Raw genomic sequence first — 21,091 nt, 5'->3', positions numbered from 1 at the left:
TAGTTGAAATAGCTAGATTATTGTAAGTCCACCGACATCCCACTCAAATCGATAGACGCTCAATAATTCATCTATTGTCGACAGAAGTGGGCCATTTCCCATCCCTGATGGGCTGTCGATCAGACCGCCTTTGCCCTATCTTGGGCTCTCCCAAGCTGGACCTGACCGTCGGCCGCCAGGATCTGGCGACACATCTGGAGCGAGTGGTGCCATGACCGATCTGACGATTCCTGCCCGAGCCGACGGGCAAGACGGGCACCTGAAGCGGCCTGCGATCTCCTTCGAGTTCTTTCCACCCAAGACGGAAGATATGGAGCGCAATCTCTGGGAGACCATCAACCGGCTCGCTCCGCTCGACCCGAAATTCGTCTCGGTGACCTACGGCGCCGGCGGCTCGACCCGCGAGCGCACCCATTCGACCATCGCCCGTATCCTGAAAGAGACCGCCCTGCTGCCGGCGGCGCACCTGACCTGCGTCGGTGCCTCGCGCGGCGAGATCGACGAGATCGTCGACCGCTATCACGAGGTCGGCGTCCGCCATATCGTGGGCCTGCGCGGCGATCCCGCCGGCGGCATCGGCACGCCCTATGCCAGCCATCCCGACGGCTATCAGAGCTCGGCCGAGCTCGTCGCGGGGATCAAGAAGCGGCATGCCGACATCGAAGTGTCCGTGTCGGCCTATCCCGAGAAGCACCCCGAAGCGCGCGACTTCGATGATGATATCGACACGCTGCAGGCCAAGGTCGATGCCGGCGCGACGCGCGCGATCACCCAGGTGTTCTTCGACAACGACCTCTACTTCCGCTATCTCGACCGCGTGCGGGCGCGCGGCATCAACATTCCGATCGTGCCGGGCATCATGCCCATGCACAATTTCAAGCAGGCCCGCAATTTCGTGACGCGCGCCGGCACCACCGTGCCGGACTGGTTCGCCGCGAAATTCGAAGGCCTCGACGAGGACGCCGAGACCCGCAAGCTGGTGGCCGCAACCGTCGCGGCCGGCCAGGTGCAGAAGCTCGCCAAGCACGGCGTCGACACTTTCCATTTCTACACCATGAACCGCGCCGATCTCGTGTTCGCGATCAGCCATCTGCTCGGCATTCGCGCCAAGAGCGCCCAGAAAGCGGCCTGAGACAACATGACCGTACCTGTTTCCGCGAAACGTACTGCCCTGCTGAACGCCGCGCGCGAGCGCATTCTCGTGCTCGACGGCGCCATGGGCACGATGATCCAGAACCTGCAGTTCGACGAGGCCGCCTTCCGCGGCGAGCGCTTCAAGGACTTTCATCGCGACCTGCGCGGCAACAACGATCTGTTGATTCTGACCCAGCCGCAGGCAATCGAGGACATCCACGCGGCGTATTTGCGCGCCGGCGCCGACATCGTCGCGACCAACACCTTCTCCACGACGTCGATCGCGCAGGCCGATTACGACCTCACCGACATCGTCTACGAGATGGCGCGCGAAGGCGCCCGCCTCGCCGGCAATGCCGCGCGGCGCGTCGAGGCCGAGGACGGCAAGCCGCGCTTCGTCGCGGGCGCCATCGGCCCGACCAACCGCACCGCCTCGATCTCCCCCGACGTCTCCAATCCCGGCTACCGCGCCGTCACCTTCGACGATCTGCGCAAGTCCTATGGCGAGCAGATCAACGGCATGCTCGACGGCGGCGTCGACCTCTTGCTGGTCGAGACCATCTTCGACACGCTGAACGCCAAGGCGGCGCTCTATGCGATCGCCGAGATCACCGAAGCGCGCGGCATCGACATGCCCGTGATGGTGTCGGGCACCATCACCGACAAATCCGGCCGCCTGCTCTCGGGCCAGATGCCGGAGGCGTTCTGGAATTCGGTGCGACACGCAAAACCCGTCACGATCGGCTTCAACTGCGCGCTCGGCGCCGAAGATCTGCGCGCCCATATCGCCGATATCGGCCGCGTCGCCGACACGCTGGTCTGCGCTTACCCGAACGCCGGCCTGCCCAACGAATTCGGCCAGTATGACGAGACGCCGGAATATATGGCGCGCCTGGTCGGCGAGTTCGCTGCGTCCGGCCTCGTCAACATCGTCGGCGGCTGCTGCGGCACCACGCCGGAGCATATCGCCGCGATCGCAGCTAGCGTCGCCCCGCACAAGCCGCGCATCGTGCCGGAGATCGAACCGCGCCTGCGGCTCTCCGGCCTCGAGCCCTTCATCCTGACCGACGCGATCCCGTTCGTGAACGTCGGCGAGCGCACCAACGTCACCGGCTCGGCCCGTTTCCGCAAGCTGATCACGGCCGGCGACTACACGGCGGCGCTGCAGGTCGCGCGCGACCAGGTCGAGAACGGCGCGCAGATCATCGACGTCAACATGGACGAGGGCCTGCTCGACTCTGAAGCCGCGATGGTGACGTTCCTCAATCTCGTCGCCGCCGAGCCCGATATCGCCCGCGTCCCCGTGATGGTGGACTCCTCCAAGTTCTCGGTGATCGAAGCCGGCCTGAAATGCGTGCAGGGCAAGCCGGTCGTCAACTCGATCTCGATGAAGGAAGGCGAGGAGAAGTTCATCTTTGAGGCCAAGATCGCCCGCCGTCATGGTGCGGCTGTGGTCGTGATGGCGTTCGACGAGGTCGGCCAGGCCGACACGTTCGCGCGCAAGACCGAGATCTGCAAGCGCGCCTACGACATCCTGGTGAACAAGGTCGGCTTCCCGCCCGAGGACATCATCTTCGATCCGAACGTCTTCGCGATCGCGACCGGCATCGAGGAGCACAACAATTACGGCGTCGATTTCATCGAGGCGACGCGCTGGATCCGCCAGAACCTGCCCGGCGCGCATATCTCGGGCGGCGTCTCCAACCTCTCCTTCTCGTTCCGCGGCAACGAGCCGGTGCGCGAGGCCATGCACTCGGTGTTCCTGTATCACGCCATCAAGGCCGGCATGGACATGGGCATCGTCAATGCCGGGCAGATGATCGTCTATGACGACATCGATGCCGAGCTGCGCCAAACTTGCGAAGACGTCGTGCTCAACCGCGACCCGGGCGCGTCCGAGCGCCTGCTGGCACTCGCGGAAAAATTCCGCGGCAACAAGACCCAGACCAAGGAAGCCGATCTCGCCTGGCGCGAATGGCCGGTGGCGAAGCGGCTGTCGCATTCGCTGGTGCATGGGATCACCGAGTTCATCGAGCAGGATACCGAGGAGGCCCGCAAGGCGTCCTCGCGTCCGCTCGACGTGATCGAGGGCCCGCTGATGGCCGGCATGAACGTGGTCGGCGACCTCTTCGGCGACGGCAAGATGTTCCTGCCGCAGGTGGTGAAGTCCGCGCGCGTGATGAAGCAGGCGGTGGCCTGGCTGATGCCGTTCATGGAAGAAGAGAAGGCGCGCAATCTCGCCAACGGCATCGGCACTGAGGGCTCCTCGTCCGCCGGCAAGATCGTGCTCGCGACCGTCAAGGGCGACGTCCACGACATCGGCAAGAACATCGTCGGCATCGTGCTCCAGTGCAACAATTTCGAGGTCATCGACCTCGGCGTGATGGTGCCCGCCGCCAGGATCGTCGAGACCGTGAAGGCGGAGAAGGCCGACATCGTCGGTCTCTCCGGCCTGATCACGCCCTCGCTCGACGAGATGGCGTTCTTCGCCGGCGAATTGCAGCGCGAGGGCCTCAAGCTGCCGCTCCTGATCGGCGGCGCCACCACGAGCCGCGTGCACACCGCAGTCAAGATCGACCCGAGCTATCGGGCCGGCCCCGTCGTGCATGTCAACGACGCCAGCCGCGCCGTCGGCGTTGCGTCCTCGCTGCTCTCGCCCGAGAAGCGCGAAGCCTATGCCGCCGAGGTGCGTGCCGAATACGCAAAAATCTCGGAGGCACATCTGCGCGCGCAGGCCGACAAGAAGCGCCTGAAGCTTGCTGCCGCCCGCGCCAACCGCGTGCCGGTGGACTTTGCCAAGAACAAGCCGGTGAAGCCGACCTTCCTCGGCATCCGCAGCTTCGACGACTATGACCTCACCGAACTGGTCGACTGCATCGACTGGACGCCGTTCTTCCAGACCTGGGAGCTCGCGGGGCGCTTCCCCGCCATCCTCGACGATGCCAAGGTCGGCGAGGTCGCGCGCTCGCTCTATGACGACGCGCGAAAAATGCTCGACACTATCGTCAAGGAAAAGTGGTTCCGGGCGCGCGCGACGATCGGCTTCTGGCCGGCGAACGCGGACGGCGACGATATCGCTGTTTACGCCGACGAGAGCCGGACCAAGAAGATCGCGACGCTGCACACGCTGCGCCAGCAGCTCGAGAAGCGCGAAGGTCGGTTTAATGCTGCGCTCGCCGACTTCGTCGCGCCCGCGGGCGTGCCCGACTATGTCGGTGGCTTCGTCGTCACGGCCGGCATCGGCGAGGATGCGGTCGCCGACCGCTTCAAGATGGCGAATGACGACTACTCCTCGATCCTGTGCAAGGCGCTGGCCGACCGTCTCGCCGAGGCCTTCGCCGAGCGCATGCATTCCCGCGTGCGCCGCGAATTCTGGGCCTACGCGCCGGACGAGACGCTCTCCAACGACGAGCTGATCCTCGAGAAGTATCAGGGCATCCGCCCCGCGCCCGGCTATCCCGCGCAGCCCGACCACACCGAGAAGGCGACGCTGTTCGAGCTGCTCGATGCGGAAGCAACCTGCGGGGTGAAGCTGACCGAGAGCTTTGCGATGTGGCCGGGCTCCTCTGTGTCCGGGCTCTATTTCGCCAGCCCCGAGAGCTATTATTTCGGCGTCGGCAAGATCGAGCGCGACCAGGTCGAGGACTATGCCGCACGCAAGGGCATGAGCGTCGCGGAAACCGAGCGCTGGCTCGCGCCGGTGCTGAACTACATCCCGTCGCGAGAGGACAGCGACAAGGCCTTTGCGGCAACGGCGGCGAATGACGAGACGTCGAAGGATCTCGCCTCGCATCCGCCGGGCTGCACCTGCGCGGTGCACCTGGTCTGGCAGAAGAAGCGCGCTGGCGCGGGATAGGGGCTCGCGCTCTCCCCTTCATGGCGAAGGCCTCCGTGTCCCGGACGGCGCGGCATCGCGCAAGCGACGTGGCGCCGAGCCGGGACCCAGGAGCCGCACGGCACGCGGCAAGATGGGCCCCTGCTCTGCAGCGCACCACCCCGGACGATGCTGCGCATCGCCGGACCGCTGCGCTGCGTCCGGGGCGCGAGTCCTTTGTTTAATAGACACACCTTTGCATCCTCGCGGCGCTTCCGCCCGAGCTTTGCGCTTCGCGTCACGCCCTCATAGCGAAAGGGCGCAGGGAAGGCCGGGCGCCGGCTGGCACCCACGGTCCGTCGTGCGATGAGATGCACACGCAATGCACAACGGATCAACAGGTGAAGCCGAAACGCCGGCCTTCCCTGCGCGATGGTCTGACGGCATATGGCGCGCTCTCCCCGGAGACGAGTTCCTGCTTGCCTCCGTCACCTCGCGGATTGGCGATGCGCTTCGCCCGGTCGGGCTTGGCGCACCTCCGCAAGGCTTGACTGTAGCAACGACAGCTAGGACCACGCGATTTGGCCGTACGCATCAGCGTCGCTCGTCCGCACGAAGCCTGGATCTCACGGGGTTCATCCCGCCCTGCTCCCGCCTCTCGTGCACGACGCTGCCGCGTCCACCGCTCCCCGATCCGCGGCTCGTGACGACGTACGACCGCCCCTTTCGCCGGATCAGGGTGGGCGACACATACGCCGAAACCGAATTTCGGTAAAGTGGAATATTTCGATCGACGCTGATTGACCCAGCGCTGGCGTGTTTTGCCCGTCAGGCAACCCACGATCTGGTAGCTTGGGGCCGAGCACCGGGGCCTCACCCCTTCGGCGGGGCCAGTGGCTGCACGATCTCCTGGAACGGCGCCAATGCCTCGCAGCGCTCGCCATGTGCCGCGAGCGCCGGATAGCGCGACGCCTCGAACAGCTGCGGATGCGCCTCGCGGGTGAAGCGGACGACGCAGGCAACCGCAACGTCGGTGTGGCTGATCCGATCGCCCAGCCAGTACGGCGTCGTCACCTTGGCGCGCTCGGCCTCGAGCACGGCGAGCACGTCCGCAATCTGCGCCTGGCAGCGCGCGACCCACAGCGCGAGCTGCTCCTTCCGCAGCACGCGCTCGTAGAGCAGGCTCACCGCCTTGTCACCGAGACCGGAAGCGAGCGCGCAGATGCGCAAATGCCTGCGCCGCTCGGTGCCGCTGCGCGGCAGCATCGCCTTGTCCTCGCCGACGAGTTCGTCGAGATAGTCCAGGATCACCGTGCTTTCGATCAGCGCCTCGCCGTTGTCGAGCACCAGCGTCGGCACGCGGCGCAGCGGATTGTACGGCGCGATCTTGTCGGCGTCGCCGAAGGTCGACCACGGCCTGTGCTCGAAAGGAAGGCCGTAAAGCCGCAGCGCGATCGCGACGCGGCGGACGAAGGGGGAATCATATTGGCCGATCAGGAACATGGTTCTCGCTCTTCCAGCGGTTGGACGTGGCAGGGCCGTCCAGTTCACCGCCAATGCACGCTGCCTGCAACAACTATCTTGGAACCGGAGCATTGCGCGTGACGCAACAACGAGAGATCAATAGACAATGTACCAGCCGGAGCTCCTCTCATGAATCTGCGATCTCTCCTCTCGCTCGTCCTGCTCGCAAGAGCGCGCACCTCAGGATGACGGCGGAGCGTGTAGCAGCGGACGATCTTGGCCAACATGCGCTAGAGCGAGATGCGGCGACGGACCAGCCGCTCATCTGAGCTACATTGCTCACGCGCTACCCGATAACAGGCACATGCTTCGCCGCGTCGCGCGGCGCGGTGCCGTCGAGGCGCGGATCGTCGGCGATCTCGATCTGGCGGCGGAACGGGCGGAAGCCGGAGCGCTGGTAGAAGGCGACGGCGGATGGGTGATCGAGCGTGCAGGTGTGGACCCAGACGCGGCGGACGTCGCGCGACCAAGCGAGGTTAAGCGCGCGGTTCATCAGGAAGCGGGCCGCTCCCGTGCCGATCAGAGGCGCGGTGACGCCGAAATAGGCCAGCTCGCACTGACCGGCCTCGCGAAAATCCAGCTCCAGCAGGCCTTCGTCGCGTCCGTCCACGGCGAGTGCATAGACCTCGACGCCCGTTGCGTGGATGATCGCGGCGAGCTCTGTGTCGTTCATCCGCGCCCGGGAGAACCACAGCCATTCCTCGCCGACGCGGCGGTGGAGATCGCGGTACCAGTCGAGCGCGGGCGCATCGACCTTGCGCAGGACCCACACACCGGGAGGATCGTCACGGCGTGCGGGAGGCGCGGTCATCTCAAGGTGGGTGACGACGGCGGCGATCTTGCCGGTGGGGACGTCCGAATAGCCGTCGGGGAGGATCATTGCGGTTTCCTGTGGAGCCGAGTGCGAGCTACATATCCGATGTCGTCCCGGCGAAGGCCGGGACCCATAACCACGAATGTGGATTACTTTGCGAGGCTGGAACGACGGGTCCCGTTCACAACATCTGCTGCGGAGTATGGGTCCCGGCCTTCGCCGGGACGACTCGGAGAAAGAGAGGCGTACTACCCCTCCCCCTCGTCGCTCGCCAGCACGCCCTTCACCGCGCGCGCCCACCCCGCGAGCTTTCGCTCGCGCGTGGCCTGGCTCATGTTCGGCTTGAAGCGGTGCTCGAGGCGCCAATTGTCGGCGAACTTTGTGGGCTCGGGATAGACGCCGGCCTGGAGGCCAGCGAGGTAGGCGGCGCCCAGCGCTGTCGTCTCCTGGATCACGGGGCGATCGACCGGCGCGTCGAGCAGATCGGCGAGGCGCTGCATGGTCCAGTCGGAGGCGGTCATGCCGCCGTCGACGCGGAGCACGACGCTGGCGGTTTCCGAGCTTGGCCAGTCGGCGCGCATCGCGGCCCAGAGGTCAAAGGTCTGGTAGCAGACGCTTTCAAGTGCGGCGTGGGCGAGTTCGGCGGGGCCGGTGTTGCGGGTGAGGCCGAACAGCGCGCCGCGGACGCGCGGATTCCAATAGGGCGCGCCCATGCCGACGAAGGCGGGGACGAGATAGACGCTCTGCATGGAGTCCGACTGATCGGCAAGAGGTCCGGTTTCGGCGGCGTGCTTGATGATGCCGAGGCCGTCGCGCAGCCATTGCACCGCACTGCCTGCGACGAAGATCGAGCCTTCGAGCGCGTAAGTGCGCTTGCCATCGAGTTGGTAGGCGACAGTGGTGAGCAGCTTGTTCTTCGACGCGACCGGCGTGGTGCCGGTGTTGAGCAAGGCAAAACAGCCGGTGCCGTAGGTCGACTTCATCATGCCGGGACGGAAGCAGGCCTGGCCGATGGTCGCCGCCTGCTGATCGCCGGCGATGCCGGAGATGGCGATCGCGCCACCGAACAGATCCGGCGTGCTCTCGCCGAAGCGGGCCGAGGAGTCCTTCACCTCGGGCAGCATCGAGCGCGGCACGCCGATGATTTCCAGCAGCTCGTCGTCCCACTGTCCGGTGTGGATGTTGAACAGCAGCGTGCGCGAGGCGTTGGTGGCGTCGGTGGCATGCACCTTGCCGCCGGTGAGGCGCCAGAGCAGATAGCAGTCGACGGTGCCGAACATCAATTCGCCGCGCGCGGCGCGGGCGCGGGCACCGGGGACGTGGTCGAGGATCCAGGCCACCTTTGTGCCGGAGAAATAGGGGTCGATGATCAGGCCGGTCTTCTGCGAGATCACGGGCTCGCGGCCGTCGGCCTTGAGCTTGGCGCAGATGTCGGCGGTGCGGCGGTCCTGCCAGACGATGGCGCGGTGCACGGCCTGCCCCGTGGCGCGGTCCCACACCACGGTGGTCTCGCGCTGGTTGGTGATGCCGATCGCCGCGATGTCCTTCGCGGCGATGCCGGCCTGCTCGATCGCCTCGCGGCAGACCATCACCGTCGAGGTCCAGATGTCCTCGGGCTCGTGCTCGACCCAGCCCGAGGCCGGGAAATGCTGCGGAAACTCCTGCTGCGCCTTCGCCGCGATGGAAATATCGCCGCGAAACACGATCGCGCGCGAGGAGGTGGTGCCCTGGTCGATGGCGAGGACGAAAGACATGGCGGCTTACCCTTGGCGTTTTCCCTGAGGGGGTCATTGTGTCGCGGCAAAGAAACGGGATTGCCGGTCCGAGGTCAAGGCGGGTCTCCTCTTACCCTCCCCTGGAGGGGGAGGGTCGGCTCACATTGAGCGCAGCGAAATGCGAGACGGGGTGGGGTGACGGTCTCTCCTCATCGAACACTGCCCGAGCGGAGAGATCACCCCACCCCGCTCGCGCTACGCGCGATCGACCCTCCCCCTCCAGGGGAGGGTAAGAGAAGAGACGCGCACCGCTACGTGCGACGGTGCTTCAAAGGTGTGATTTCAGCTTCACGCGATCCGTACAACTCGACATAGATGCGTTCGAGTACGGCGGTCAGGTCGCTCCCGATCTCAGAATTCCAGAAGCGGATGACGCGGTAGCCTTCGTTCTCGAGCCAGCGTTGGCGCTCGAGGTCGCGGGCAGCCGTATCGTCTTCGTTGTGATGCCCGCCATCGAGCTCGATGATGAGCCGCTTGGCCGGACAGAAGAAGTCAACGACGTAGGGGCCGATCGGCGCTTGTCGGCGGAAGTGCGATCCGTCCATCGGGAGGCCTTTGAGCGCACGCCATAGTATCCGCTCGTGCGGCGTCGCGTTCGCCCTAAGCCTCTTCGCGGCGGCGCGTCGGATTGATGTTGAGACCATTCTTGTGGCTTCACCCCACCCCGCTCGCGCTTAGCGCGAGCGACCCTCCCCCTCCAGGGGAGGGTGAAGTGAAGCGCCACTTCACTACAATTACAAGTCGCTAGAGTCTACACCGCCGCCGTGGTCACGCCGCCGTCGATGACGATGGTCTGTCCGGTCATGAAGCTCGACGCATCCGAGGCGAGATAGGCGACCGCGCCGGCGATTTCGTCGGGTTCGCCGATGCGGCGCAGCGGCGTGGTGGCGGTGCGGCGCTTGAGGTTGGCTTCGTCTTCCCACAGCGCGCGGGCGAAATCGGTCTTGACGAGGCCGGGCGCGATGCAGTTGACGCGGACGCCTTTCGGGCCCCACTCGCCGGCGAGCGAGCGGCACAGCGCGAAGTCGGCCGCTTTCGAGATGCCGTAGGCGCCGATCACGGTGGAGCCGCGCAAGCCGCCGATCGAGGAGATGATGACGACGGAGCCGCTGCCGCGTTCCGCCATTTGCGGGATCGCGAGCGCGGAGAGCCAGATGTTGCTCTTGACGTTGCTCCCCATGATCTTGTCGAAAGCCTCATCGGTGATGTCGAGCAGCGGACCGTAGTAAGGGTTCACCGCTGCGTTGCAGACGAGGATGTCGACCTTGCCGTAATGCTTCGCGGCGCCCGCGATCAGCGCCTCGACCTCGGCCTTGCGCGCGATGTTGCAGGGGATGACGGTGGCGTCACCGCCGGCCGCCTTGATGCCGTCGACGACCTCCTGGCAGGCGTCGGTTTTGCGCGAGGACACCACGACCTTGGCGCCGAGCTTGGCGAGCAGTTCCGCGGAGGAGCGGCCGATGCCGCGGCTGGAGCCGGTGACGACCGCGACCTTGCCGGTGAGATCGAACGGGGTGTTCTTCATTGTCGGCTCCTTCTTCCTGGTCATTCCGGGGCGCGCATAGCGCGAACCCGGAATCCATTTCACCGCGCGTATTGCCGCCCGATGGATCCCGGGTTCGCGCTACGCGCGCCCCGGGATGACAGCGAGGCTAGATCAACCCGCCACCATCAGCGACGCGGCGCTGGTGGTAGTCGGTGTCGCCGAACGAGTTCTCGATCATGGTGAGGCGCTTGAAGTAGTGGCCGATCTTCGCCTCCATGGTCATGCCGATGCCGCCGTGCAGCTGGATCGCCTGCTGTCCGACGAATTTCAGCGACTTGCCGATCTGCACCTTGGCCGCGGCAATCGCATTGCTGCGCTCCTTGGCGTTCTCGAAGTCGTTCGCCATGGTCGCGAACATCGACATCGAGCGCGCCTGCTCGGCCGCCACGAACATGTCGGATGCCCGGTGCTGCAGCGACTGGAACGAGCCGATCGCGACGCCGAACTGCTTTCGCGTCTTGATGTACTCGACGGTGGTCTTGAGCGCCTCGTCCATCAGGCCGACCGCCTCGGCGCAGAGCGCGACGCGGGCTTCGTCGACGACACGTTCGATCAGCGCGAGCGAATCGTCGGGATTGCCGAGCACGGCATCAGCGCCGACCTCGACACCGGTGAGGGTGATGTCGGCGGCGTGCAGGCCGTCCTGGGTCGGGTAGGACTTCCTGGTCACGCCCTTGGCATTGGCAGGAACCAGGAACACGCCGATGCCGGTCTTGTCGCGACGCTCGCCCTTGGTGCGGGCGGTGACAACGAGCGTGTCGGCGTTCTCGCCGTTGAGCACGACGAATTTCTCGCCGTCGACGACAAAGCCGTCGCCCTTCTTCTTCGCGGTGGTCGCGACGTCGAAGAGATCGTAGCGCGAGTTCTTCTCGAGCTGGGCAAACGCCAGCGTCTTGCTGCCGTCGATGATGCCGGGCACGTGCGCCGCCTTCTGCGCGTCGGTGCCGGCATGGCGCAGGAAGCCGCCGCCGATCACGACCGTTGCCAGATACGGCTCGAGCACCAGCGCCTTGCCGAGCGCTTCCATCACGATCATGGTCTCGACGCCGCCGCCGCCGAAGCCGCCATCGGCCTCGCTGAAGGGCAGGCCGAGCAGGCCCTGCTCGGCGAGCTTGAGCCAGACCGCTTTGCTCCAGCCGCCCTTCTCCTTCATGTACTTCTTGCGGCTCTCGAAATCGTAGGAATCGGTCAGCAGGCCGTCGATGCTGTCCTTGAGAAGCCGCTGCTCCTCGTTCAGATCAAAATCCATTTCTTTGGTTCCTCGTACCCGGAATTTTTGCTTCGTCATCCCGGGGCGCGCGTCGCGCGAGCCCGGGATCCATACTCCCGATCGTGGTTATGGATTCCGGGCTCGCGCTGCGCGCGCCCCGGAATGACGCCTAGAGCCCCAGCACCGCCTTGGCGATGATGTTGCGCTGGATCTCATTGGAGCCGCCGTAGATCGAGACCTTGCGGTTGTTGAAGTAGCTCGGCGCGATCTGGGCGGTCCAGTCCATGGCTTCGTTCGAGCCGTCGTCGCCGTGCACGTCGTAGGGCGCGGCGAACGGTCCGATCACTTCCATCAAGAGCTCGGTGGTGGTCTGCTGGATCTCGGAGCCCTTGATCTTCAGCACCGAGGAGGCCGGATTGGGCTTGCCCTTGCCGTGCTTGCCTTCATCCGCCACGACGCGCAGCTGGGTGAGCTCGAGCGCCTTCAGCTCGATCTCGCAGGCGGCGAGCTTCTCGCGGAAAGCGGCGTCCTGGATGATCGGCTTGCCGCCGGATTCCACCTTGCCGGCGAGATCGCGGATGCGGCGCAGCCGCTCCTTGGAGACGCCGACACGGGCGATGCCGGTGCGCTCATTGCCGAGCAGGAATTTTGCGTAGTCCCAGCCCTTGTTCTCCTCGCCGATCAAATTCTCGTAGGGCACCTCGACGTCGTCGAAGAACACTTCGTTGACCTCGACGCCGCCGTCGATGGTCTGGATCGGGCGCACCGTGACGCCTTTCGACTTCATCGAGAACACGATGAAGGAGATGCCCATCTGCTTCTTGGCGCCGGGATCGGTGCGGCACAGGCAGAAGATCATGTCGGCGTGCTGGGCCAGCGTGGTCCAGGTCTTCTGGCCGTTGATGATCCACTTGTCGCCCTTGCGCTCGGCCTTGGTCTTGAGCGAGGCGAGGTCGGAGCCCGAACCCGGCTCGGAGAAGCCCTGGCACCACCAGTCGTCGACATTGGCGATGCGCGGCAGGTACTGCTTCTTCTGCTCCTCGTTCCCGAAGGTGTAGATGACCGGGCCGACCATGCTGACGCCGAAGGCGAGTGGCTGCGGCGCCGGATAGGACTGCAGTTCCTCGTTGAAGATGTAGTGCTGCACGCTGGTCCAGCCGGTGCCGCCATATTGCTTGGGCCAATGGCTGACGCCCCAGCCCTTCTTGTTGAGGATGCGCCACCAATTCACCATCTCGTCCTTGCTGAGGTGACGCCCCTCGACCATCTTGCGCCGCGTATCCGGCGGCACGTTGTCGCGGAAGAACTGCCGCACTTCCTCGCGAAACGCCTGCTCTTCTTTCGTGAATGCGAGATCCATCGGATCCTCCTGTGAACAGTTTTGTTCTTACCAAATCCGCCGTCATTCCGGGATGCGCCGTAAGGCGCAGGCCCGGAATCCATATCCCCGATTGGTGGTTACGGATTCCGGGCTCGCCGCTTTGCGGCGCCCCGGAATGACAGAAACGTTTTACTGCAGCACCTCGAACAGCCCTGCCGCGCCCATACCGCCGCCGACGCACATGGTGACAACCGCGTACTTTGCCTTGCGGCGGCGGCCTTCGATCAAAGCGTGGCCGGTGAGGCGCGCGCCGGACATGCCGTAGGGATGGCCGACCGCGATCGCACCGCCGTCGACGTTGATCTTCTCGGGGTCGATGCCGAGCTTGTCGCGGCAATACAGCACCTGCACCGCGAAGGCTTCGTTCAGCTCCCAGAGACCGATGTCGTCGACGGTGAGGCCGTGGCGCTTGAGCAGGCGCGGCACGGCGAAGACCGGGCCGATGCCCATCTCGTCCGGCTCGCAGCCGGCCGAGACGAAGCCGCGGAAGATGCCGAGCGGCTTGAGGCCACGCTTGGAGGCTTCCTTGTCGCTCATGATGACGGAGGCGCTGGCGCCGTCGGAGAGCTGACTGGCATTGCCGGCGGTAACGGTGAATCCCTCGCCGCGCACGGGCTTGAGGCCGGCGAGGCCTTCGATCGTCGTCTCGGGACGCGGGCCCTCGTCCTGCGACAGCGTGACGTCCTTCATCGACACGGCGCCGGTGGCCTTGTCGGTGACCGCCATCTGCGTCGTGATCGGCGCGATCTCCTCCTTGAACTTGCCGCCCTGCTGGGCGGCCGCAGTGCGGCGCTGGCTCTCCAGCGAATATTCGTCCTGCTTCTCGCGCGAGATGCCGTAGCGCTTGGCAACGACTTCCGCCGTGTCGATCATGGGCATGTAGACCTCGCTCTTGATCTTGAGCAGCGCAGGGTCCTGGGCGTGGAAGCCGTTCATCTTGTCGTTCTGCACGAGACTGATCGACTCGCCACCGCCGCCGACCGCGATCTCGACGCCGTCAAAAATCACCGAGCGCGCGGCGAGCGCGATCGCCTGCAGGCCCGAGGCGCATTGCCGGTCGATCGTGGTGCCGGCGACGGTGACGGGAAGGCCGGCGCGCAGCAGCGCCTTGCGCGCGATGTTGCCGCCAGTCGAACCCTGCTGCAGCGCCGCGCCCATCACGACGTCCTCGATCTCCTTCGGATCGACCTTGGCGCGCGCGACGGCTTCGCCGATGGCGTGGCCGAGCAGGGTTGCGCCCTCGGTGGCGTTGAGCGCGCCGCGATAGGCCTTGCCGATCGGGGTGCGGGCGGTGGAAACGATGACGGCGTCGGTCAAGAACGAGCTCCTGATGCGGGTTTAGTGGATTGTGACGGTTTCTGCTGCTGGCGCAATTCGTGGCGCGACAATTTTCCGACAGGCGTTCGCGGCAGATCGTCGACGAATTCGACCTCGGCCGGCAATTCGTGCTTGCCGAGCTTGCCGGCGAGCTGCGCGCGCAGCTCGTCGAGCGAGAACGGCTTTGCCTCCGGCTTCAGCTTGATGAAGGCCTTGGCGGCCTCGCCGCGGTACTGGTCGGGAATGCCGAGCACGATCACCTCGTGCACACCAGCAATGGTGTAGATCGCCTGCTCGATCATCTGCGGATAGACGTTGAAGCCGCCGGAGATGATCATGTCCTTCTTGCGGTCGACCAGGAAGAAATAGCCGTCGGTATCGACATAGCCGATGTCGCCGGTGAGGAAGCGGCCGTCGACGAAGGCGTCCGTGGATCCCTCCGGCTTGTTCCAGTACCCCTTGGTGACGTTCGGGCCCTTGATGCGGATCTCTCCGACCTCGCCCGGCGCAAGCACGCGCTTGGGATCGTCGAGCGCGACGACGTCGAGCTCGATGCCGGGCAGCATCAGGCCGATCGAGCCGGGCTTGTCGGGGCCGGTGGGCGGATGGCCGGTGCCGGGCGAGCAGGTCTCGGTCATGCCCCAGCCGCTGCGCAGCTTCTTGCCGACCTTGCGCTCGAAGAAATTCGCGATCTCCACCGGCAGCGGCGCGCCGCCGGAGCCGATGGTGGCGAGCGAGGAGAAGTCGCGCTTGTCCAGATCCGGCAGCGCGGCGATCGCGATCCACATCGTCGGTACGCCCGGAAAATAGGTCGCGCGCTTGACCTCGATGTCGCGCATCACGGCTTCGACGTCGAAACGCTGATGCAGCGAGATCAGATTGCCGCGGCTGAGCGACGACAGCAGCACCACGGTCAGCGCGTAGATGTGGAACAGCGGCAGCACGCAGATCACGCGCTCGATCGTCTCGCCCCGCGCGGCGCGCGATGGCTTGCCCCAGACGTCGTAGATCGACACCGCCGAGGTGAGATTGCCGTGGGTCAGCATCGCGCCCTTGGGCAGGCCGGTGGTGCCGCCGGTATATTGCAGCAGGGCGACGTCGTCGGCCATGACGACGGGCCACGCCGCCGGCGCGGTCGCGCCCTCGGTGAAGGCCTTGAAGGTGACGATGCGGGGATCATCCGGGATCGCCGCCTGCGGCGTGCCGACCTTGCCCCAATGATCGTCCTCGCAGACGACGAGGCGGTCGATCAGCCCCTTTTCAAGGAACTTCAGCGCGGTCGGCAGCAGGGCGGCGAGGTTGGAGGTGACGAGCAGGCGCGAGCCGGAATCGGAGATCTTGTGGGTCAGCGCGATCTCGCCGTCGAGCGGGGAGAGATGCGCGAGGCGGGCGCCTGCCTTCAGCGCGCCGAAAAAATTGACGGGATGGTCCGGCGAGTTGCCGAGGAACAGCGCAACGGACGTGCCCTTGCCGCAGCCGGCGCGCAGGAACGCCGCCGCCGCACGCTCGGCCTGAGCTGCGAGCTCGGTGTAGGTGATCGGGCGATCGCGGAATTCCAGCGCGGTGCGCGGGCCGTAATCGGCGGCGGCTTTCGACAAGAGGTCAGGCAGCGAGCCCTGGACGATGGTGTCGTCCCACCGCACGCCCTCGGGATAAAACTGTTCGCCGGGATGGGTCATTGGCGATCGATACTCTGCAAAACGGTAATCGCCGGGTCGTGTGAGGTGGACACCGGCGGACGGGCTCCCTTCCCCCTTGTGGGGAAGGGTTGGGGAAGGGGGTAGCCACGAACACTGACCTCGCCCGGGGCCACCCCCCTCCCTGCCCCTCCCCCACATGGGGGGAGGGAACGGAGAGAGCTTTGCCCGGAGCGCGACATTGCAGCAGCTGCCAAACCGATCAAGCCGCCTTCGACGCCGCCGCCAGCGAGGCGAACGTCTTGCCTTCGGCCGCGAGCTTCTTCAGCAGCGGCGCGGGCTCGAGGCTCGGATCGTTGGTCTCCTTGGCGTAGAAGGCGAGGCGATCGGCGATGTGCTTGAGGCCGACGCTGTCGGCCCAGAACATCGGGCCGCCGCGGTAGATCGGCCAGCCATAGCCATAGAGCCAGACCACGTCGATGTCGGAAGGACGCGCCGCGATGCCCTCTTCGAGGATCTTCGCGCCCTCGTTGATCATCGGATACATCATGCGCTCGAGGATCTCGTCGTCGCTGACGACGCGCTTCTTGCGGCCGAGACGGGCAAGCGTCTCGTCGATCAGCTTCTCGACCTCCGGATCGGGCAGCGCCGAGCGGCTGCCGGCTTCGTACTTGTAGTAGCCCTTGCCGGTCTTCTGGCCGAAGCGGCCGGCTTCGCACAGCGCGTCCGCGATCTCCGACTTGATGCCGCGATCCTTGCGCGAGCGCCAGCCGATGTCGAGGCCGGCGAGGTCGCCCATCGCGAACGGTCCCATCGGCATGCCGAATTTCGTCACCACAGCGTCGACCTGCTGCGGCAGCGCGCCTTCGAACAAGAGCTTCTCCGACTGCTTGCCGCGCTGGGCCAGCATGCGGTTGCCCACAAAGCCGTCGCAGACGCCGACCACGGCCGGCACTTTCGCGATCTTGCGCGCAATGTTCACCGCGGTGACCAGCGCGTCCGGCGCGGTCTTGTCGGCGCGCACGATCTCGCACAGCTTCATCACGTTAGCCGGCGAGAAGAAGTGCATGCCGAGCACGTCCTGCGGACGCTTGGTCGACTTCGCGATCTCGTCGATGTTGAGATACGAGGTGTTGGAGGCGAGCACGGCGCCGGGCTTGACGTACTGGTCGAGCTTGCCGAACACTTCCTTCTTCACCGCCATGGTCTCGAACACCGCTTCGATGACGAGGTCGGCATCGCCGACATTCTCGATGCCGACGACGCCGTTGATCAGCGCCATGCGCTTGGCGGGCGCATCGGCCGGGATGCCGCCGCGCGCGGCGGTCGCTTCCCAGTTCTTCTGCATGATGCCCATGCCGCGCTTGAGCTGCTCCTCGCCGGTCTCGATCAGGGTGACGGGAACGCCGGCATTGGCAAAGGACATCGCGATGCCGCCGCCCATGGTGCCGGCGCCGAGGATGGCGACCCGGTTCACGGGACGCGACTTGGTGCCGTCAGGAACGCCCGCAATCTTGGCAGCCTCGCGCTCGGCGAAGAACGCATAACGCTGCGCCTTCGACTGATCGCTGGCGACGAGCTTCAGAAAACCCTCGCGCTCCTTCTTCAGGCCTTCGTCGAAAGGTAGGTCAATGGCGTAGCCCACGGCGTCGGCGGCAGCGAACGGCGCCTCCAGGCCGCGCGATTTCTTGGTCATGGCGGCGACTGCATTGGTGAAGATCGAGCGGTCGGCCTTGGCCGCCGCGATCTTGGAATCGTCGTCGCGCAGGCGCCGCAGCGGACGCTTCTCGGCCAGCAGCTTGCGCACGAAGGCCTCGCCGCCCGATGCCGGTCCCTCGATGATTTCCTCGATCAGGCCGTTCTTGAGCGCTTCCGCAGCACCGATGGGATCACCGCCGACGATCATCTTGACAGCGAGTTCGGGACCGACCGCGCGCGGCAGGCGCTGGGTGCCGCCGGCGCCCGGCAGCAGTCCGAGCTTCACCTCGGGCAGGCCGAGCCTGGCCTCTTTCACCGCGACGCGGAAATGGCAGGCGAGCGCGACCTCGAGGCCGCCGCCGAGCGCGGTGCCGTGGATCGCGGCAACCACGGGCTTGGGCGAATTCTCGATCTCGGACAGCACGTCGTTGAGGGCCGGCGCCTTCGGCGGCTTGCCGAACTCGGTGATGTCGGCACCGGCGATGAAGGTGCGGCCGGCACAGGTCAGCACGATGCCCTTGATGGCGGGATCGGCAATTGCGGCCTTGATGCACTCGAGGATGCCGCCACGGACCGCGGCACTCAGAGCATTGACCGGAGGGCTGTCGACCGTGACGATCCCGACCTCGTCATGACGCTCAAGCTTGACCACTTCGCTCACGGTGTTCCCTCCTTGGTGGGGATTTACTTTTGTTCGATTTCGCGGTGCGGAATTTAATTCCGCATCTTGACGGCAGGGTTATTTTGAAGCACGTGGCTTGTCAACGACTCCGCGCAAGAAGCAGATCAGGGATGAAGCGTACAGGAAAGAAGACTGCGACCGATCGGAATTTCGTCGTCGCGCTTTCCCGCGGACTGGACGTATTGCGCGCATTCCACCCCAATGACGGCCTTCTCGGCAATCAGGAGATTGCGGCTCGCACCAATCTGCCGAAGCCGACCGTGTCGCGGCTGACCTACACCTTGACCAAGCTGGGCTATCTTGCGCCGGTTCCCCGCTTCGAGAAGTACCAGCTCACACCCGCGGCGATGTCGCTCGGCTACGCCGCGCTCGCCAATCTCGGCGTTCGGCATTTGTCCGAGCCGTTCCGCGAGGACGTGATGCGCGCGACCGGCGGCGCCGTCGCCGTCGGCGGCCGCGACCGTCACAGCATGATCTATTTCGGGCAAAGCCGCGGCAGCGAGACCGTCGGGGTTCAACTTGACGTCGGCTCCCGCGTGCCGATTGCAACCAGCGCGATGGGCCGCGCCTATTTCTGGGCGCTCGACGACGCGGACCGCGCAGACCTGTCGCGCCTCTTGCGCGAACATTACGGCAGCCGCTGGCCCAAGATGCGCGACGGGCTGGAACGTTCCGGCGAAACCGTCGCGAAATACGGTTTTGCGATCTCCGTCGGCGACTGGCACGACGACATCGGCGCCGCCGGCGTCGCACTCAGGCTCAACGACGGAACCGGTCCCTACGCATTCAATTGCGGCGCGCCCGCATTCCGCTTCACGGAAGAGCGTTTGATCAACGACATTGGACCGCGTCTCTTAGCAATGGTAAGGAACATCGAAGCGGCGCTCGGGGGTCTAATGCCGCATTCCAAAAAAGACGTCAGCAAAAAGCTGAAATCAGGAGGAAAAGTTGCGCGTGTGGCCGAGGGATTCAGATAGCCTTTGTCATCATCGGGAGCGGTTCGCATCGCCCCTTCGCTCACTGAATGACGTGAGCGAGACGAGATGACGCAGGCACAGCTCGCGCAGGGGACATCGCCCCTGCTCGCGGTTCGCGACGTCAGCGTCGTGTTCGGCGGCATCATCGCGCTCAACGGCGTGTCCTTCGACATGCACAAGGGCCAGATCCTCGGCTTGATCGGCCCCAACGGCGCCGGCAAGACCACGCTCTTCAACTGCCTGTCCCGGCTCTACCAGCCGTCATCCGGCGACATCCTGATGGAGGGCGCGAGCATCCTGAGGCGGCCGCCGCACCGGATCGCCGAGATCGGCATCGGCCGCACCTTCCAGAACGTGGCACTGTTTCCGAATCTCTCGGTGATGGACAACGTCCGCGTCGGCGCGCATTCGAGGACCTCGAGCGACATCATCAGCGACTCCCTGAAGCTTGCCTGGGTTCGCCGCAGCGAAACCAGCGTCAACAAGAAGGTGCACGAGATCCTTGCCTATCTCGACCTCGAGGACGTCGCCCACACCGTGGTCTCCGGCCTGCCCTTCGGCACGCAGAAGCGCGTCGAGCTGGCGCGCGCACTGGCAGCCGATCCCAAAATCCTGCTGCTCGACGAGCCCGCCGGTGGCCTCAACCACGAAGAGGTCTACGTGCTCGGCGACCTCATTCGCCGCATTCGCGACGACCGGCACATGACCGTGCTGCTGGTCGAGCATCACATGGGCCTGGTGATGTCGATCGCCGACCATGTCGTTGCGCTGAATTTCGGCAAGAAGCTCGCGGAAGGCACGCCGGCCCAGGTGCAGGCGGACCCCGACGTCATCAAGGCCTATCTCGGGAGCAAGGACCAATGACGACATTGCTCAACGTCAAGGACCTGCGCGCCTATTACGGCCAGGTCCAGGCGCTCCATGGCCTGTCCTTCTCGCTCAACGAGGGCTCGCTGGTGACGCTGCTCGGGGCCAACGGCGCCGGCAAGACCACCACGCTGCGCGCGATCTGCAACATGGTGCGCTCCACCGGCGGCATCGAGTTCGACGGCAAGCCGCTGAACAACCGCTCCACCGAGAGCATCGTGCGGTTCGGCATCGCCCATGTGCCGCAGGGCCGCGGAACCTTCACCACCATGACGGTGGAGGAGAATCTCCAGCTCGGGGCCATCACCCGCAAGGACAGCGCCGGCATCGTCTCCGACATCGAGCGCATGTATGCGCATTTCCCGGTGCTGAAGCAGCGCCACACCCAGCAGGCCGGCACGCTCTCCGGCGGCGAGCAGCAGATGCTCGCGGTCGCCCGCGCCCTGATGCTGCGGCCGCGGCTGATGCTGCTGGACGAGCCCTCCTTCGGCCTCGCGCCGCTGGTGGTGCGCGACCTGTTCGGCATCCTTGGCAAGATCAACCGCGAGGACAAGGTGTCGATCCTGGTGGTCGAGCAGAACGCCCAGCTCGCGCTGGAGCTCGCCGACCAGGCCTATGTGATCGAGACCGGCCGCATCGTGATGTCGGGCAACGCCAAGGACATCGCGAACAACGAAGAAATCCGCAAATCCTATCTGGGTTACTGAGGGAGCCG

The 21,091-nt window shown here is 65.4% G+C and carries 15 protein-coding genes; 5 read left to right on the top strand and 10 right to left on the bottom strand.

Annotated features, from left to right (window positions below; translation table 11 throughout):
* Window positions 1–211: 211 nt before the first annotated feature.
* Together metF and metH are read left to right on the top strand one after the other, a co-directional pair.
* Complete coding sequence (gene metF / locus GDN70_RS07735) at window positions 212–1,132, top strand: methylenetetrahydrofolate reductase [NAD(P)H] (RefSeq protein ID WP_038971331.1); 921 nt, start codon at window positions 212–214, stop codon at window positions 1,130–1,132.
* A 6-nt stretch (window positions 1,133–1,138) separates the two neighbouring features.
* Window positions 1,139–4,990 carry a methionine synthase gene (gene metH, locus GDN70_RS07730; RefSeq protein ID WP_095424663.1) on the top strand — a complete coding sequence of 1,284 codons (3,852 nt, stop codon included), beginning with the start codon at window positions 1,139–1,141 and terminating at the stop codon, window positions 4,988–4,990.
* Between the two features lie 831 nt (window positions 4,991–5,821).
* Here metH and GDN70_RS07720 read toward each other — a convergent pair.
* From GDN70_RS07720 to GDN70_RS07675, 10 genes are all read right to left on the bottom strand, one after another.
* A complete protein-coding gene (locus GDN70_RS07720) occupies window positions 5,822–6,451 on the bottom strand; it encodes a glutathione S-transferase family protein (RefSeq protein WP_152102357.1) in 630 nt (209 codons plus the stop codon).
* A 307-nt stretch (window positions 6,452–6,758) separates the two neighbouring features.
* Window positions 6,759–7,352, bottom strand: a complete 594-nt coding sequence (locus tag GDN70_RS07715; RefSeq protein ID WP_152102356.1) for an N-acetyltransferase — start codon at window positions 7,350–7,352, stop codon at window positions 6,759–6,761.
* A 182-nt stretch (window positions 7,353–7,534) separates the two neighbouring features.
* On the bottom strand, window positions 7,535–9,040 hold the full coding sequence (glpK, locus tag GDN70_RS07710; protein WP_038971327.1) for a glycerol kinase GlpK: 1,506 nt from the start codon (window positions 9,038–9,040) through the stop codon (window positions 7,535–7,537).
* Between the two features lie 272 nt (window positions 9,041–9,312).
* The gene (locus GDN70_RS07705) at window positions 9,313–9,636 is read right to left on the bottom strand and encodes an endonuclease domain-containing protein (protein WP_240536329.1); all 324 of its coding nucleotides are present in this window, start codon (window positions 9,634–9,636) and stop codon (window positions 9,313–9,315) included.
* A gap of 176 nt (window positions 9,637–9,812) precedes the next feature.
* Complete coding sequence (locus tag GDN70_RS07700; RefSeq protein WP_038971353.1) at window positions 9,813–10,586, bottom strand: SDR family NAD(P)-dependent oxidoreductase; 774 nt, start codon at window positions 10,584–10,586, stop codon at window positions 9,813–9,815.
* Between the two features lie 127 nt (window positions 10,587–10,713).
* Window positions 10,714–11,856 (bottom strand): pimeloyl-CoA dehydrogenase small subunit, encoded by a 1,143-nt coding sequence (gene pimD / locus GDN70_RS07695; RefSeq protein WP_038950076.1) that lies wholly within the window; start codon window positions 11,854–11,856, stop codon window positions 10,714–10,716.
* 130 nt (window positions 11,857–11,986) lie between these two features.
* On the bottom strand, window positions 11,987–13,177 hold the full coding sequence (pimC, locus tag GDN70_RS07690; protein ID WP_028142126.1) for a pimeloyl-CoA dehydrogenase large subunit: 1,191 nt from the start codon (window positions 13,175–13,177) through the stop codon (window positions 11,987–11,989).
* A 150-nt stretch (window positions 13,178–13,327) separates the two neighbouring features.
* Complete coding sequence (locus GDN70_RS07685) at window positions 13,328–14,515, bottom strand: acetyl-CoA C-acyltransferase (protein WP_028142127.1); 1,188 nt, start codon at window positions 14,513–14,515, stop codon at window positions 13,328–13,330.
* Window positions 14,512–16,194, bottom strand: coding sequence for a dicarboxylate--CoA ligase PimA (pimA, locus tag GDN70_RS07680; RefSeq protein WP_152102355.1), 1,683 nt, complete (start codon window positions 16,192–16,194; stop codon window positions 14,512–14,514). The genes GDN70_RS07685 and pimA overlap by 4 nt, the downstream gene beginning before the upstream one ends.
* A 220-nt stretch (window positions 16,195–16,414) precedes the next feature.
* Window positions 16,415–18,511, bottom strand: a complete 2,097-nt coding sequence (locus GDN70_RS07675; protein ID WP_091955910.1) for a 3-hydroxyacyl-CoA dehydrogenase NAD-binding domain-containing protein — start codon at window positions 18,509–18,511, stop codon at window positions 16,415–16,417.
* Between the two features lie 131 nt (window positions 18,512–18,642).
* Here GDN70_RS07675 and GDN70_RS07670 point away from each other — a divergent pair, with 131 nt between their 5' ends.
* From GDN70_RS07670 to GDN70_RS07660, 3 genes are all read left to right on the top strand, one after another.
* Complete coding sequence (locus GDN70_RS07670; RefSeq protein ID WP_028142130.1) at window positions 18,643–19,509, top strand: IclR family transcriptional regulator; 867 nt, start codon at window positions 18,643–18,645, stop codon at window positions 19,507–19,509.
* Between the two features lie 66 nt (window positions 19,510–19,575).
* Window positions 19,576–20,373, top strand: coding sequence for an ABC transporter ATP-binding protein (locus GDN70_RS07665; protein WP_028142131.1), 798 nt, complete (start codon window positions 19,576–19,578; stop codon window positions 20,371–20,373).
* Window positions 20,370–21,083, top strand: coding sequence for an ABC transporter ATP-binding protein (locus GDN70_RS07660; protein ID WP_018318824.1), 714 nt, complete (start codon window positions 20,370–20,372; stop codon window positions 21,081–21,083). The genes GDN70_RS07665 and GDN70_RS07660 overlap by 4 nt, the downstream gene beginning before the upstream one ends.
* Window positions 21,084–21,091 lie beyond the last annotated feature (8 nt).

The sequence above is a fragment of the Bradyrhizobium sp. TM102 genome, assembly GCF_009176685.1.
Lineage (GTDB): Bacteria > Pseudomonadota > Alphaproteobacteria > Rhizobiales > Xanthobacteraceae > Bradyrhizobium > Bradyrhizobium ottawaense.
The sequence above is the reverse complement of the archived record's forward strand: the minus strand, read 5'-3'. Positions and strand labels throughout refer to the sequence as shown.